This is a genomic window from Providencia alcalifaciens (assembly GCF_020271745.1).
Taxonomy (GTDB): domain Bacteria; phylum Pseudomonadota; class Gammaproteobacteria; order Enterobacterales; family Enterobacteriaceae; genus Providencia; species Providencia alcalifaciens_B.
Genome location: NZ_CP084296.1, coordinates 2,377,415 through 2,392,799 on the forward strand (window position 1 = coordinate 2,377,415; position 15,385 = coordinate 2,392,799).

13 protein-coding genes are annotated in these 15,385 nt (G+C 41.8%); 6 read left to right on the plus strand and 7 right to left on the minus strand.

Annotated features, from left to right (window positions below):
- Window positions 1–126: 126 nt before the first annotated feature.
- From LDO51_RS10845 to cptA, 3 genes are all read right to left on the minus strand, one after another.
- Window positions 127–2,133, minus strand: coding sequence for a BCCT family transporter (locus tag LDO51_RS10845; RefSeq protein ID WP_225574582.1), 2,007 nt, complete (start codon window positions 2,131–2,133; stop codon window positions 127–129).
- Window positions 2,134–2,659: 526 nt separating this feature from the next.
- Window positions 2,660–3,115: a hypothetical protein gene (locus tag LDO51_RS10850; protein ID WP_225574583.1), complete on the minus strand. Its 456-nt coding sequence runs from the start codon at window positions 3,113–3,115 to the stop codon at window positions 2,660–2,662.
- A gap of 223 nt (window positions 3,116–3,338) precedes the next feature.
- Complete coding sequence (cptA, locus tag LDO51_RS10855) at window positions 3,339–5,048, minus strand: phosphoethanolamine transferase CptA (RefSeq protein ID WP_225574584.1); 1,710 nt, start codon at window positions 5,046–5,048, stop codon at window positions 3,339–3,341.
- Between the two features lie 347 nt (window positions 5,049–5,395).
- Between cptA and LDO51_RS10860 the strand changes: the two genes are divergently transcribed.
- The 6 genes from LDO51_RS10860 to LDO51_RS10885 all read left to right on the plus strand — a co-directional run bounded on the left by LDO51_RS10860 (window position 5,396) and on the right by LDO51_RS10885 (window position 10,413).
- Entirely contained in the window at window positions 5,396–6,574 is a 1,179-nt protein-coding gene (locus tag LDO51_RS10860; protein ID WP_225574585.1) for an ion channel, read from the plus strand.
- 33 nt (window positions 6,575–6,607) lie between these two features.
- Complete coding sequence (ccmA, locus tag LDO51_RS10865) at window positions 6,608–7,225, plus strand: cytochrome c biogenesis heme-transporting ATPase CcmA (RefSeq protein ID WP_225574586.1); 618 nt, start codon at window positions 6,608–6,610, stop codon at window positions 7,223–7,225.
- Complete coding sequence (gene ccmB / locus LDO51_RS10870; RefSeq protein ID WP_225577257.1) at window positions 7,225–7,890, plus strand: heme exporter protein CcmB; 666 nt, start codon at window positions 7,225–7,227, stop codon at window positions 7,888–7,890. The genes ccmA and ccmB overlap by 1 nt, the downstream gene beginning before the upstream one ends.
- A gap of 68 nt (window positions 7,891–7,958) precedes the next feature.
- On the plus strand, window positions 7,959–8,345 hold the full coding sequence (locus LDO51_RS10875; RefSeq protein WP_225574587.1) for a thioredoxin family protein: 387 nt from the start codon (window positions 7,959–7,961) through the stop codon (window positions 8,343–8,345).
- The gene (locus LDO51_RS10880; RefSeq protein ID WP_225574588.1) at window positions 8,333–9,151 is read left to right on the plus strand and encodes a sulfite exporter TauE/SafE family protein; all 819 of its coding nucleotides are present in this window, start codon (window positions 8,333–8,335) and stop codon (window positions 9,149–9,151) included. The genes LDO51_RS10875 and LDO51_RS10880 overlap by 13 nt, the downstream gene beginning before the upstream one ends.
- Before the next feature lie 257 nt (window positions 9,152–9,408).
- Window positions 9,409–10,413 (plus strand): LacI family DNA-binding transcriptional regulator, encoded by a 1,005-nt coding sequence (locus tag LDO51_RS10885; RefSeq protein WP_225574589.1) that lies wholly within the window; start codon window positions 9,409–9,411, stop codon window positions 10,411–10,413.
- 58 nt (window positions 10,414–10,471) lie between these two features.
- Here LDO51_RS10885 and LDO51_RS10890 read toward each other — a convergent pair whose 3' ends face one another.
- From LDO51_RS10890 to LDO51_RS10905, 4 genes are all read right to left on the minus strand, one after another.
- Window positions 10,472–11,443: an ABC transporter permease gene (locus LDO51_RS10890; RefSeq protein ID WP_225574590.1), complete on the minus strand. Its 972-nt coding sequence runs from the start codon at window positions 11,441–11,443 to the stop codon at window positions 10,472–10,474.
- A 10-nt stretch (window positions 11,444–11,453) separates the two neighbouring features.
- The gene (locus LDO51_RS10895; protein WP_225574591.1) at window positions 11,454–12,938 is read right to left on the minus strand and encodes a sugar ABC transporter ATP-binding protein; all 1,485 of its coding nucleotides are present in this window, start codon (window positions 12,936–12,938) and stop codon (window positions 11,454–11,456) included.
- A gap of 158 nt (window positions 12,939–13,096) precedes the next feature.
- Window positions 13,097–13,957, minus strand: coding sequence for an ABC transporter substrate-binding protein (locus LDO51_RS10900; protein ID WP_423810977.1), 861 nt, complete (start codon window positions 13,955–13,957; stop codon window positions 13,097–13,099).
- Window positions 13,958–14,157: 200 nt separating this feature from the next.
- Window positions 14,158–15,231: a zinc-binding dehydrogenase gene (locus LDO51_RS10905; RefSeq protein ID WP_036954051.1), complete on the minus strand. Its 1,074-nt coding sequence runs from the start codon at window positions 15,229–15,231 to the stop codon at window positions 14,158–14,160.
- Window positions 15,232–15,385 lie beyond the last annotated feature (154 nt).

The following is a 15,385-nucleotide window of genomic DNA, read 5'->3' on the forward strand; positions in this document are numbered from 1 at the left end:
AGCGTTGTTGGTTGCGCTCAGCTACTCGGGTCACATACTTGTGTATGCTTCCCGAGATAGCTTCGCTTGCCGCCTAACTGCAATTCAAATTATTTAGAGTATGCATTTGGGGCATATTTTTAGCGATTACTTGCCGAGCAAGTGCAAGAAGTGAATATGTTTTTCATATTGGTCGAGGATGTCATGAATGATTTGCTCTTTCGCCCAGCCCATCACGTCGTAATCCTGCCCACCTTCTTTTAAGTGGATTTCTGCGCGGTAGTATTTTTGCTCTTCACTACGCTCTTCATCATTGTCTGTGCCCATACCTGCTAGGGCAAAGGCCGGCTGAATATAGTAACGTAGACGAACTTCGTATAAAAAGTTCATATCTTCGCCTAAATCCACTTCAAACCCGATCCTATCGTCTTTATCTGTATGGATATGGCAAACCGTGCCTTGCTTGGAGAGTTCCTCAGAAACCATCTCCATGGATGGCTTCACGGACTCTTCCATAAAGCGTTTTACATGGGCACGTTTCGGGAAATAAACAATATTACGCAAGCGGCGCTGCCACGGAATCGGGTTACGGCTCGCAGTTGGGGCGATGGTAGCTAATTGCTGGCTATCGCGTTTATAGGCATCCACGCGTAATGCTTTGAATAACCCATAAATGGAGATAAGCAATACGATAGCAAATGGCAGAGCACTCGCGATGGTTAAGGTTTGCAGGGCTTGCAAGCCACCCGCCAACAGCATGGTGATAGCGACCACACCCATTAAGCCAGCCCAGAAAATACGTTGCCAGACAGGCGTATCGGAGTCACCACCCGAGGCGAGGGTATCGACCACCATGGCACCGGAATCTGCTGAGGTGACAAAGAACACCACCACCATTAGCATGGCGAAGAAAGATAATACCGTTGAGAACGGGAAGTAAGTTAGAAACTCAAATAGGGCGAGAGACACATCGGATTGCACGGTTTCTGCCAGTCGGGTTGCCCCTTGGTTTTTGATTAAATCAATGGCGGTATTACCAAAGAACGTCATCCACATCAGGGTAAAGCCCGCAGGGACAAACAGCACGCCAGTGACAAACTCACGAATGGTACGGCCGCGAGAGATGCGGGCGATAAACATCCCAACAAACGGTGACCATGATAACCACCAACCCCAATACAGCAGTGTCCAACCCCCTAACCAATCACTGGATTTGGGTTCGTAGGCATACAAGTTAAATGTTTTACTGACTATCTCTGAGAGATATCCCCCAGTATTTTCCACAAAGGATTTTAGCAATAAAACCGTGGGTCCTAAGATCACAATTAGCAGCAATAGGAGGAAGGCGAGACCGAGGTTCAACTCAGATAAAATTCGGATCCCTTTATCTAACCCTGAGACGACGGATAAGGTTGCGAGAGCGGTGAAGGCGATAATCAAACCGACTTGCACGGTCTCATTTACGGGTAAACCGAACAGGTGGTTCATTCCCGCGTTAACTTGCAGTACCCCAAAGCCTAGAGAGGTCGCGACACCAAACACGGTACCCACCACCGCAAACACATCTACAGCATGACCTAAAGGACCATAAATTCGGTCACCAATAATAGGGTATAGGGCTGAGCGTAGGGTGAGTGGTAAACCGTGGCGATAGCTGAAAAAGGCTAAAATCAAAGCGACAATGGCATAGATAGCCCAAGCGTGTAATCCCCAATGGAAGAATGTCAGGCGCATGGCTTCTTTGGCGGCTTCTACAGTTTGTGGATCCCCTACTGGTGGGTTGAGGTAGTGCATGACGGGCTCGGCAACGCCGAAGAACATCAAACCGATCCCCATTCCAGCAGAGAACAACATGGCAAACCAAGAGACATAGCTGAAATTGGGCTGTGCGTGATCAGGACCTAATTTTATCTGTCCATAACGCGAGAGTCCCAGATAAGTCACACTCAACAAAATGATGGCTACAGCGAGTATGTAGAACCAACTGGCGTTGTTAAATAAGTTCTTTTGAAGATGACTTAGATGAGATTCTGCCATTTCAGGCATTAAGGCGGCAAAACCGACGATAAGCAGAATAATGATAGCCGAACTGTAAAATACAGGAGGGCTGATTTTGGTACGTACTTTTTTGGTTTCAGTCACGTTTTGACTCATAACGACCTTCTTTACTTTTTATTTTATTTTTTGCATACCAATCTTAAGGGGGCATGCGGCGAGCTGTCCTTCTGAATAAAACAATAGGTTATTGCGAAAGGGTTTCCCTATAGGAACCAGAATAGAAAGAACAATAAAATGGATAAATTATGGGTGTTGATAACGATGATTTAAGACTGAATTATCAACAAAAATTGGTGAATGACGACCCCCTTTGAACCCTGTTATGAATAAAAAACGAAAAGGTATACTGCCACGGTAAACATCAATGATCAACCTAATGGGTAAAATGAAAATAAATAAATGGTGTAAATTTCATGTTATTTATCAATCTATTGTTTATTTATCTTACTGTATTTTGGCATTATTTATAGAAATAAAATCAAATGAACAAAAGAGATAATTATATTGCTAAAAATAGCCCGAAAGCGGGCTAAATAGCAAAATGAATTAATTTTAGTGTGCATAAAAAAAGCAGACAATATCTGCCTGCTTTGGTATGAAGAATGAGAGAAAATGCAATGATTTATTTCTTCTCATCATTCTGTGATTTTAACGCTTCAGTTTTGTTTTTAGCGTCAGTGGCAAGTTCGTCAGCTTTGTTGATGGCATCCGTTTTCATGTCTTGTGCTTTTTCTGAAAACTCACTGGATGCTTTGTCATACTGTTCTTTGAGCTTATCGGCGGAGTCGGATGCATTTTGTTTCAGCTCATCCGCTTTTTTCTCACCTTGGTCTGCTAACTCTTTGGCTTTGTCTGAGAGTTCAGATGTTTTGTCAGAGATATCGTTTTTCACATCTTGCGCGGTGGCTTTTGCACTATCAGATAACTCAGTGACTTTTTGCTCAGTCGCGTCTTTTAGCTGGGTGGCTTTTTCTTCGGCTTGCTGAACGGCGCTGTCTTTTTTTGATGAATCATCGCAACCAGCGACGAGGGTTAAAATGCCAGCAACAACAAGAGAAGAGATGATTTTCTGTTTCATTATTAATTCCTTAACAGGTCATGTTAGAAAAATACTAATTAAACGGTAAATTCATTTGGGGCTAAAATACCGACATAGAGAAATCAAAATGTAACACACGAAATGGCGAAAGATCCATGTGGTATCTGTAAAGATGCGTAGGAAACAGCGTATGAGGGAAGGAGCTTGTGTGGGAAGGAGAGAGAGCGCAAGTGAGTAAACACCCACTTGCGCTGATTGAGGATTATTTCTTTAAGTCGTCATACAGCATCATGGATGCTTTATTTTCTGGGTCACCAATCCAACGCGGTTGTGGTTGGTACTCATTGTTAATCAGACTTTTTTGTGGCTCAAATCCGGTGTAGTTCAGGCCTGCCAAATCAGACCATGTATAGATAAAATCCATATTGCTGTATGGGCGAGCGGTTTTATCTTTCAAGTCAAATTGATGAGTCTGTAACCATTCTGGTGACTGCCATACTAAGAATGGTACGTTGTACATTACTTTGCTTGGATTGCCTTCGCTACGGCCTAACATTTCATGCGGTGGTGTGTCGTAAACATCCTCACCGTGATCGGAGAAGAAAACTAAGAAGCCATTTTCTTTTGAAGAATCGAAATCTTTAATCAGCGAAGAGACCACATAGTCATTGTAATGCTGAGCATTATCATAAGCATTGTAGTCTTTTATTTGGTCACCCTTTAAGTTGGTTGGTACTGGGCTATTGCTATCGGTAAAGATGGCTTTATCTTCAGGATAACGGAACTCATAGCGCATATGGGTACCAAGCAGGTGCACCACAATAAATTTCTTCTCAGCAGGGTCAGCTAAGGCTTCTTTGAACGGTGAAAGCACCACGTCATCATAAATACGAGAACTTTGTGCCATGTCGTTGTTCAAATAATATTGCTTATCGGTTTGACGAGAGAACGCTGTTAACAGCGTATTTCGCTCAGTCATGGTTTGCTGATTGGTGATCCAGAAGGTTTTAAAACCTGCTTGCTTCATCATATTCATGATAGATGGGCGGGAATTAAACAGATCAGGCTCAGTTTCTGAAGCAAAGGTTAAAATTTGCTGTAATGCTTCGATGGTATAAGGGCGTGAAGTAATCACGTCATTAAAGACCGCCAAATTGTTTGGATACAGTGTTTTCAGTTGATCAAGCTCTGGCGTTGTTTGACGAGAATAGCCATACAAGCTCATTCTGTCGCGGCTGGTGGACTCACCAATCACCAACACAAACGTTCTTGGGGTATTGCCATTGGCATCGATAAAGTTTTCTAACGGTGGAATTTTGCTGTTATCGCGGATTAATTCTTCCATATTTGCCAGTTGGTTCTTATACAGGAAGTAACCACTTACAAACTGCCATGGTGCGGCATACGCTAATTTACTGTTAACGTAGGAAACAACGTTCTCAAAAGGACGCTGCTGTTTGATGGCTTTATTGTAGTAAGGCACACCAAATAGCACGATCAAAACTAGTGCAGACACAATCACGCGTCCAGTGACTGGCAACGTGACAGGTTTCAAACGTGTCCATAGGAAAATAGCACCGAGGGTGTAAGCCAAAATCACTGCAATTACTTTAAAACTCAGATATTGGCGTAAGAATTCCCCTGCTTCGTTGGTGTTGGTTTCGAACATCACAAACATCACGCTTTGGGATAATTGATGTCCATATACCACGAAATAAGCGAGAGCGACGACCGAGGATACCCATAAAACAATCCCGATTAAGCCAGCCACTAGTTTGATTTTTCGAGGGAAAAATAGTGCGGGAACTAGCCAAAGTGAGCTATAGAGTAAAGAATCTCTTAACCCGATGGTATTACTTTGCCCGGTAACAACCACATATAGCTGCAGTAAAGATGAAAAATACCAGAAAAATATTAACAGCCAGAACAAAGACATCCAGCTGAATTTTCCTGCTTTTATCGAATTAACCATAAATTTTTAGCTCTTAATTATTAGTTTAGTTAAGTAACAATCAAAACGTAGTCGAAAAATCGTTTTTTAGATAGAAAGTTACCGAGTAAGTTCAAATTATATTAATAATGTATTTATTGTAGATAAGGACTAATTTATTACATTGGTTATAAATGATTTTTAAATCATTTATAAACTTTTCCTTGGGGTGCTCATTTAATGATTAACTCATTAAGAAATGAGACTTTCCTTCATATTTTTCATTTATTGCATAAGCAATGGAATTGATATTATTCTTTGTTAATCTATTAGCTAGGAATACTGATGGCATTTACTTGATAGGGGATGCTTAATGCGAGGCATAAACGATGCTAGATAACGCCTTTGTGGCTTTTTTGAAATCCGCTTTAGCCGTGAGAATTTTGCTCTCCATTCTGATTATTGTTGATGGCGGACTCATTTTGAAGCCCGTCTTAAGCGCTTACACGGATTATATCGATTGGCGTCAAAGTGGATTTACCGAGTGGTTAAAATCTTTAGGGTTTATGAAACTGTTGGATATTCCCCGGTTCTTGCTGGGTATTTCGCTCATCTTTCTTTCGCTATTTATGATTAATGGCGCGCGCATCGCCTGGGTTTTCGCACTCTTATTATTGGCAATCATTGCCTTTGTTGACTTCAAAGTGGCAACGGAACATGTGCGACAAGGTTATTTCTCTTTTGGCTTGTTGGTCGCGTTAATACTCTTTTGGAAACTGTACCCTCGGCACAGTATCAGTAGCGCGGGGTTTGTGGCGCTCACTTGTATTATTTCATTATTGCTTTATTCCATTTTTGGAACGCTGTATATCGGTAACGAATTCTTACCGGTTGTGAAAGATGGCACCACGGCATTTTATTTTGCGCTGGTGTGTATGACGACCGTAGGATTTGGCGATATTGTTCCTGTCACCATGGATGCTCGAGTCTTTACGGTGACGGTGATTATTTTAGGGATCACCATTTTCACTACCTCTGTGGTGTATGTGGTGGGCGTATTAGCCAAAGGCACCAAAGAGATTGTTCGCAAGAGGTTTTCATATATGAAAAGTCATTATGTGGTGATTGGTAGTACACCGATGGCGGTCAACGTCTACCAAGCACTGAAAAAACGGGAGTTGCCTGTCGCCGTGATTTGCCAAGAAAGTCACCGCGGTCACTATCCCGAAAAAGATAATATCGTGACAGGCGACCCAACGGACTCTGCGTTATTGGCAGAAGCCAATGTGAAACAGGCAAAATGTGTGCTGATCATGACCGATAGCGATTCATTAAGCACCTTTGCCTTACTCGGTGTAAAAGCACAATCGGGCAGTAAAAGCGAAGCAAAAACCGTGGTGTTGGTTAACCAAGAGTCAAACATGGATAAAATTCGTTTGTTGAACCCAGATATGCTGTTTTCACTCTCTTCCCTTGGCTCGGAGGTTTTGATGCAAGTGCTTTGCGGTGAAACAATTTCTAATGACAGCATTAGTGATATGCTGCTGAACAAAATTACAAAAAGCTAGCAACCTCACGGATGTTAAAAGGAACTCAGCCCCATGTTAAGTGCGGATAAAATTACCTGCCATCGACAAAATAGAACGCTATTTCGGCAGCTCGATTTTTCGGTTTTGCCGAACCAAATTTTGCAGGTCGAAGGACCTAACGGGGCAGGGAAAACCACACTGTTACGCATGATGGCGGGGTTATTAAAGCCGGATGAAGGTGAAATTTTATGGCAGCAGCAATCCATTGAAAAACTTAAAGAAGAGTTTACTCGGCACTTGCTGTATCTGGGGCATAAACCAGCTGTAAAATCACTGCTAACCCCCTATGAAAATCTGAAATTTTATTACCAAATGCACCACCAAGAACCTGAAGGTGACAGAATCTGGTCTGCGCTTGAAGAGGTCTCCTTGATGGGGTATGAAGATATTCCTGTCGGACAGCTTTCAGCGGGGCAGCAGCGCCGCGTCAACCTTGCTCGCTTATGGCTAAGCGATGCGCCACTGTGGATTTTGGATGAACCATTCACAGCCATTGATGTGGCGGGTGTAAATCGTTTAACTGAACGTTTTCATCAACATGCAGAACAAGGTGGCATGATTTTATTTACATCGCACCAAGCGATGACAGGGCACTTTGGGACATTAAAACTGACAGGCGGGTACGAGTGATGTTTTGGCTATTAATAAAAAGAGAGCTCAAAATTGCCTTTCGCAGCTTCTCCGAATTGGTTAACCCACTGTGGTTTTTCTTAATCGTCATCACGCTTTTCCCATTGAGTATTGGGCCTGAGCCTCAACTATTGGCACGGATCTCTGTGGGGATTTTCTGGGTAGCCGCCATTTTATCGTCGCTATTATCGTTAGAGCGCTTATTTAAAGATGACTATCTGGATGGCTCGTTAGAGCAATTGTTGCTGGCACCACACCCTCTGTTTGTCACTGTTTTAGCTAAAGTGATTTCTCATTGGCTCGTGACAGGGTTGCCGCTGGTGCTGCTTTCCCCTGTTGCGGCGGTCATGTTATCCATTAATGGCGAGACATTATTGGTGCTGGCAGGCACGTTACTGCTAGGAACGCCAGTATTGAGCTTTATTGGTGCGATTGGGGCGGCGCTCACCGTATCATTAAAAAAAGGGGGCGTGCTGGTCAGTCTACTGGTACTACCGCTGTATATTCCGGTGTTAATTTATGCGACGGGTACTATGGAAGCGCACAGTTTTAATATGCCACTTGGCGGATATTTTGCGATCCTCGGCGCACTATTTGCGGCAAGCATAACCTTTTCTCCATTGGCGATTGCCGCTGCATTGAAGATCAACGTGAGTAACAGCTAGAGGAGATTTTTTCCAACTGAGCTGATACAGTCGGTGATGTGATGCTCAGTGCAAAAGGAAAAAACGTCATGCCCCCGGTTCCCCATATCAGTAGCGATAATTTTAGCCGGCTGTTATCTGACCCGATGCAGCCGAGCGGGCAATGGGCGTTAATCTATTTTTGTGCATCATGGTGCCAGCCTTGCAAAACCATGCAGCCTATCTATTTACAACTCACTGATTACTTTTCTGATGGCAATGTGAATTTTGGTGGCAGTATGAATTTTGGTGGCAACATAAATTTTGGAATAGTAGATATTGCCCAATCTCCGACAATAGCCCCTCAGTATGGAATTAAATCCGTGCCTTCCATTGCACTTTTCCACGATTCTCGTCTCGTGGATTTAATGGCCGGGGAATATCAACTTTCACCGCTAATTACCCAAATAGAAAATAGGCTGCTATGTTCACATTAATATTAGAAGGCTTGGTGATTGGCTGCCTATTAGGATTAACGGGCGCAGGTGGCGGTATTTTAGCGGTTCCTGCATTGATGACATCCCAAGGCTGGAGCGTCGCACTCGCCGCGCCAGTGGGATTATTGGCCATTACATTAGCGGCATTGGTTGGCGTTATTCAAGGGCTTATTCAGCAGAATATTCGTTATAAAGCGGCTATTTGGATTGCGTTAATTAGCATTCCTACCGCCAAATATGGTGTTTATTTAGCACACATTATTTCACCACAATGGCTGATTTTAGTATTTAGCCTTGTGATGCTAGTGGTTGCGTATCGTATTGTTTTTAATGGAGTAATTGAAGGTAATGATGCGCCGTGCAAAATAAATCAGCAAACAGGAAAATTTATTTGGAATGTCAAAACGGCATCTATATTAGGAGGAATTGGATTAATTGCCGGATTACTCACAGGTTTATTAGGCGTAGGTGGCGGGTTTATTATTGTTCCTGCGATGAAAAAGTTCACCAATTTACAGCTTAAAAGTATTATTGCTACCTCGCTGATGGTGATATTCCTTATTGGTAGTATTAGTATTTCAATCAATATATTGAATGGCTTTGAATATCCACTAGAGGTGAGTGCAACCTTTATTTTAGCCTGCGTTTTTGGATTGGTTGTTGGGCGGTTTTTGATTGGCTATATCCCTGTTAATATTGTTCAATCTATATTTTCATTGTTAGTTGTTTTTGTTTCATTTTATTTATTATATTCAATATTTGTTTTTATTAATAACAATGGTGTTCCTAGTTTATTAATACAATAAATTTATTTCTGTTTATTAATTATTAGTGAGTTTTTAGTTATTTCATTTTTAAAGAAATTTTTATATTTGGATTGAATCAAGTTAAGAATATTAGGCATAAGGTGCTATTGGTTTTATGTATAAGAAAGAAAACTGATTTATCTTCAATGATAAATAGGTATAATGGATTAATCGCAATTCTTATTCAGCAGCGACATCAACAGAATACGCTATACCCTACCAAATACAATAATCATTACAGGTTGACTAGCATAAATATGACTAAACAAGATAGTTCAACAACCATCATTGATATCGCCAAGCGCGCGAATGTGACGGATATTACGGTATCCCGAGCTTTTAATCACCCAGAATTGGTAAAAAAAGAGACGCGGGAAAAAATACTCGCTATCGCGCAAGAGCTAAATTATGTTCCCAATGTATTTGCACGGAATTTAAAGAATCAAAATAGCCGCATTATTGGGGTCGTCACGGACAGTACCTTTAACCCATTCTATGTGGTATTAATCCAGACGGTTTCCCGTTTAGCGAAAGAGAAAGGGTATCAGGTGATGATCTTTGATACCGATAGTGATGAAAAAGCCGAACAAACGGCCATTGAAACCTTAGTCAGCTATAAGGCTAGCGGTATTTTACTTTCGCCTGTTCGTGACGATAAAGACTATCAACCGAGTTATTTGTCACTGATTGATCAGCATAAAGTCCCACTGGTTTTTGTTGACCGTTCTATTTATGGTCAAGATTATCCAGGGTTGTTTTTGAAGAACTTTGAAATTGGGGCATTAACCGGTAAATATCTCAATCAGCAACGCAGTGAAAATACCTTAATTGTTTCAGGACCTGAACATTCTGAAATTAGTATTTCACGCTTAGCGGGTATTTATGACCAATTTACCAATCATAAAAATATTCATGTCCTATACAGCAGTTATATCTTTAATAAGAAAGATGAAGAATATTTAAGAGAAAAAATAAAAGAACTTTATACACCGAATATGTATATCGTGGGATTAAATGGAATTATTACTGCGGGGATGTACAAAATTATTTCTGAACTTGGATTATCTTGCCGCTATTTCTCGGTGGACTTACCTCCTTATGCTGATACTTATCATTTATCGATTTCAGGCGTTCACCATGACTCTGTTTATTTAGGTAAACGAACAGCAGAATTACTGTTTGCAGAGATAGAAGGTGGTTCCACTAAAGAAACGGGCTCCAAGCAAATTTTCGTCAATGGAAAACTAGTGACTTATGATTAAAAAAATAAGGATTTCATGATGAAATCCTTATTTGTTATTTTTCATAAAAGTGGGAAAATTAACGCTTCATTGAGCTAATTAAGGTTGCACCCCAGATAATTAAGCCTTTTACAATATATTGAACGTACGGTGAAATACCCAACAAGTTCAAGCCATTATTCAGGACGCCTAAAATCATTGCGCCGATCAACGTACCGATGATCATCCCGCGACCACCTGCGATAGATGCACCACCCAAAACCACCGCCGCAATGGCATCAAGCTCAAAACCTACACCGGCGTTAGGCTGACCGCTCATAACGCGAGAGGTAAAAATCAGCCCGGCAAATGCGGCAGTGAAACCACTGATAACGTACACCAACATTTTGTAGCGCTCAACGCGGATACCACTTAAACGCGCTGCTTCTTCGTTACCGCCAATGGCATAAATATAGCGACCGAATGGAATATGGTTAAGCACCACATAAAAAATCAGATACAGACCCAGCATTAATAGAATAGGTACCTGAATCCCCATCAATTCTTCACGTCCCCAAAAAGCAAACTCTTGAGGTAAGCCAGAAATAGGATAGCCACCGGTATAAATTAACGCTAAACCTTTCGCGATAATCATTGCGCCTAAAGTTACGATAATTGGTGGCATTTTACCGTAAGCAGTTAAAATTCCATTAATAAATCCAAATGCGATACCCGATAACAGACCCAGTGCAATGGCAACGGAAGGATCCATACCATAATATTTCATTAATCCAGCCATCAATGTACCGGATAGCGCCATAACCGCCCCAACGGAAAGATCGATACCTCCAGTTAAGATGGCGAATGTCATCCCGATAGCAATGATAGCGTTAATAGAAACTTGGCGGGCAATAGTGGATAAGTTATTTACTGTTAAAAAATGCTCATTAAAAATGGACATACAAGCAAATAAAATAATTAACCCAACGAGAGGTAAAAATGCCGGTATCTTAGTTAATTTGGCAAAATTAAATTTATTCTTCGCCAGTGGAATTGTACTTTGGTTAGACATAGTCATGATCCTATATAATATTGCCGGCCGCATGTAACATAATTTGGGTTGAGTTAATCTCGTCCCCACTTAATTCAGCAGCAACTTCACCATCTCGAAATACCAAAACACGATCGCTCACGCCAATAACTTCAGGTAGCTCTGAGGAGATCATAATAATTGAAATCCCTTTTTCGGTGAGTGAACGCATTAATTGATAAATTTCTGATTTTGCTCCGACGTCGATACCCCGTGTAGGCTCATCGAAAATAAGAATTTTGGCTTGTTTATTCAGCCAACGTGCAATCACCACTTTTTGCTGGTTTCCACCGCTAAGCGTTGAAACCGCTGTATCTGCTTCTGGTGTTTTAACTTTGACTTGCGTAATTAAATCAAGAGATAACAAATGTTCTTTTTTATTTTGAATTAAGAACAGTTTTTGAGCGTGGTTATTTAGCCAAATATTCTCTTTAACTGAGAATGGCAAAACCAAACCTTGGGTTTTACGGCTTTCAGGTAAAAGTCCAATGCCTAACTGGAGCGCTTGCGCCGCAGACTTCACTTTGACGTCTTTCCCCTCTAGAATCACTTTTTTCTTGTAGGCTTTATCTGCGCCTATCATGGCGAGAATATTTTCAGTGCGGCCAGAGCCGACCAAGCCTGCAAGACCAAGGATCTCGCCTTTTTTCAATTGAATGCGGTTGGTTGGGCTATAAGTAAACCGTTGAATTTGAGCGTCAAGAATGATCTCTTGCCCATCAAAATGACGTTTTGGCGGGTAGATATTTTCGACTTCACGACCCACCATCATTTCAATGATCACATCAAGGTCTGTATCATCCACCTTGCGGGAGCCAATATATTGGCCATCTCGCAATACGCTAATGGTGTCGCAAATTTCATAAATCTCTTCCAAGTGGTGAGAGATAAAGAACATACCGACGCCTTTCGCTTTCAGGTCTCGCATTACATCAAATAGGTGATTGGCTTCTTTGGGGGTTAATGTCGCCGTTGGCTCATCTAATACCAATATTTTGGCATCCAGAGAGAGCGCTTTGGCAATTTCCACAAATTGCTGTTCAGCAATACTTAAATGGCTAATGGGTTCGTCAATATCAATATTAACGCCCAACTCAGATAGGATTATCTGCGCTTTTTCACGCATGAGTTTTCTATCTAATAAGCCAAATTTATTTTTAATTTCCCGGTTTAAAAAGATATTTTCAAAAGCATTTAAATAAGGGATTAACGAAAACTCTTGGAAAATAATACCGACGCCCGCTTTAATGGCATCACGATAATTATGGAAGGTGTGCTCTTCGCCTTCGATAAGTATTTTCCCGCTATCTGGTTTATGAATTCCACACAGCACTTTCATTAGCGTTGATTTACCCGCACCATTTTCACCCAGCAGTGCGTGTACCTCTCCTTTTTCTAAAGAGAGATTAATATTATCTAGCGCCTTAACCCCAGGGAAAGTTTTACTGACATCTTTTAATGCTAACAATTGCATCATGTTGCTTCCCTTATTTTCTTTACCGCTTAAAAATGGGTAACAAAGCGAGTTGGAAAGATAAATGTTTTCCAATAAACATAGTGTCATTCATTTTTATTAAGAGTATTGCGCCAGGAAATAATTCGCAGGCGCAATACCGAGTTCGACTTATTTACTTATTACCAATGGAAATCTTTAGCATTGGTTTTGTCGATTAACTTAACATCCAGAGGAACTTCTTTAGGCACGTTAGCTCCCCAGTGTTTTGCTAAGCCCATGGCTAAACCAATACGTACTTGGTCACGTGGGAATTGTGCTGAGGTAGCGATAAACGGTGAGTTACCTTTGGCAATTTCAGCGACGGCTTCAGGGGAACCATCAACACTCACCAATTTAACATCACGACCCGTAGATTCGATTGCTGCTAAGGCACCTAAAGAACCTACATCGTTCACACTGAAGATACCATTCAAGCCAGGGTTAGCTTGCAGCATGTTTTCAGTGACGTTCATCGCAGTATCACGTTCTTGTTTGCCGTTTAATTTGGTCACAATCTTGATATTTGGATACTCTTTCATGGCGTCTTCAAAACCACGAACACGCTCAAGAATTGGCACGACAGGGATACCATCAAGGATAGCGACTTCGCCTTTGCCACCTAATGATTCACCTAAACGTTTACCCGCCATTAGACCCGCTTCGTAGTTTTTAGAACCAACAAATGAGTCGATTGGCCCGTTAGCTTGCGCATCGATTGCAATTACCACGACACCCGCTTTTTTCGCAGCTAATACAGCCGTTTCTGCACCCACGCTATCTGCTGGGTTAATCAGCAGGATATCGATTTTCTTCTGTAACATATCTTCGATGTCACTAGTCTGCTTTGAGACATCGTGAGCCGCATCAGCGATGTAAAGCTGAGCGCCCATTTCACCCGTCGCGCTTTCTAAAGCCTCTTTCATGGTCACGAAATATTCGTTATTCAGTTCTTGAAACGACATTCCGACGGAAACAGGTTTCGCTGTCGCGTTAAAAGCCATGCCCAGTGTTAAAACGCTTGCTGCAACAGCTAATTTTTTAAATTTACTCAACATAAGATGTTCTCCTAAAGAGCCTTTAGTGTTATAGGGTACTGTTAATTTTATGATTATTAATGACTTACTTTAACTATGCTGATATTACATTTTCACTTCATGCACGACACAATGATTGAATTACACAATCATTGCACGACAACAACCTACGGCTTGATAACGACCTTGATAGAGTCAGCTGATTTCGCCATAACAAACGCCTCTTCCCAATCATCGATTGAGTAGAAGTGGGTAACGATATCGTCAGCACATACTAATCCACGGCTAAATAGGTCAATGGCGACCTCGTAGCTGTATGGACCTAAGTGAGCACCTCTGATATCTAACTCTTTACGGTCACCGATAATTGACCAGTCTACGGTGGTTTCTTTACCGAAAACGCTGAATTCGACGAAGCGCCCCAGTTTACGGATCATTTCTAACCCCTGAGTCACACCGATTGGAGCGCCAGTCGCTTCGATATAGACATCGCAACCGTAACCTTCGGTCATCTCTTTAACCAGCTTGATGGCGTCTTCTTTCAGTGGGTTGATTACCACGTCAGCGCCAAATTTCTTCGCTAGTTCAAGGCGCTCATCGATAGCATCGATAACGACTAATTTTTTCGGGGTTTTGAGTTTCGCGACTTGGATCATGCACAGACCTAGTGGACCCGCACCTGCGATAACGACAACGTCATTTAAATCGATATCACCGCGGCGAACGGTATGGATAGCGCAGGCCATTGGCTCGATTAATGCGGCATCTTTTTCTGAAAGCTCATCAGGGATTTTGTGAATAATTGCACGCTCGGAGAAACGCATATATTCCGCCATTCCACCATCGGCAACTTCTTTTTGGAAGCCATAAATATCGTGAGTTTCACACATCCAATATTTGCCTGATTTACAGAAACGGCACTCCCAGCACGGCACGATTTGTTCCGCTAAAATACGATCACCCACTTTCAGGCCATACTTTTCACCAGAACCTTCGCCCAGCTCTGCAACACGCCCGTAAAATTCGTGTCCCGGTACGACAGGGGCTTTGATCCATGGGTTTTCACCCCAGAACATTTGAGCGCCATCATTGGCTTTGCAGTCACCTGCGCAGATACCGCATCCATCGACTTTGATGACCACTTCACGAAACCCTGGTGTTGGTCTTTTAATCGCTTCAAAACGGTAATCATGGGGGCCATGACATACAACAGCTTTCATTTTTTCAGGTAGGGTACTCATATTCTCATAACCTCATTCTGGATGTTGTCTATAATGTTGACGTCAACATTAAACGTCGCCTTTGTAAGTAAACCGTTATCTTTGTAACGCTTGATGGCTAAAAATAATAATCGTGTGAAAAAAGTGATGCTCTATTGTTATAAATAAATTGTTT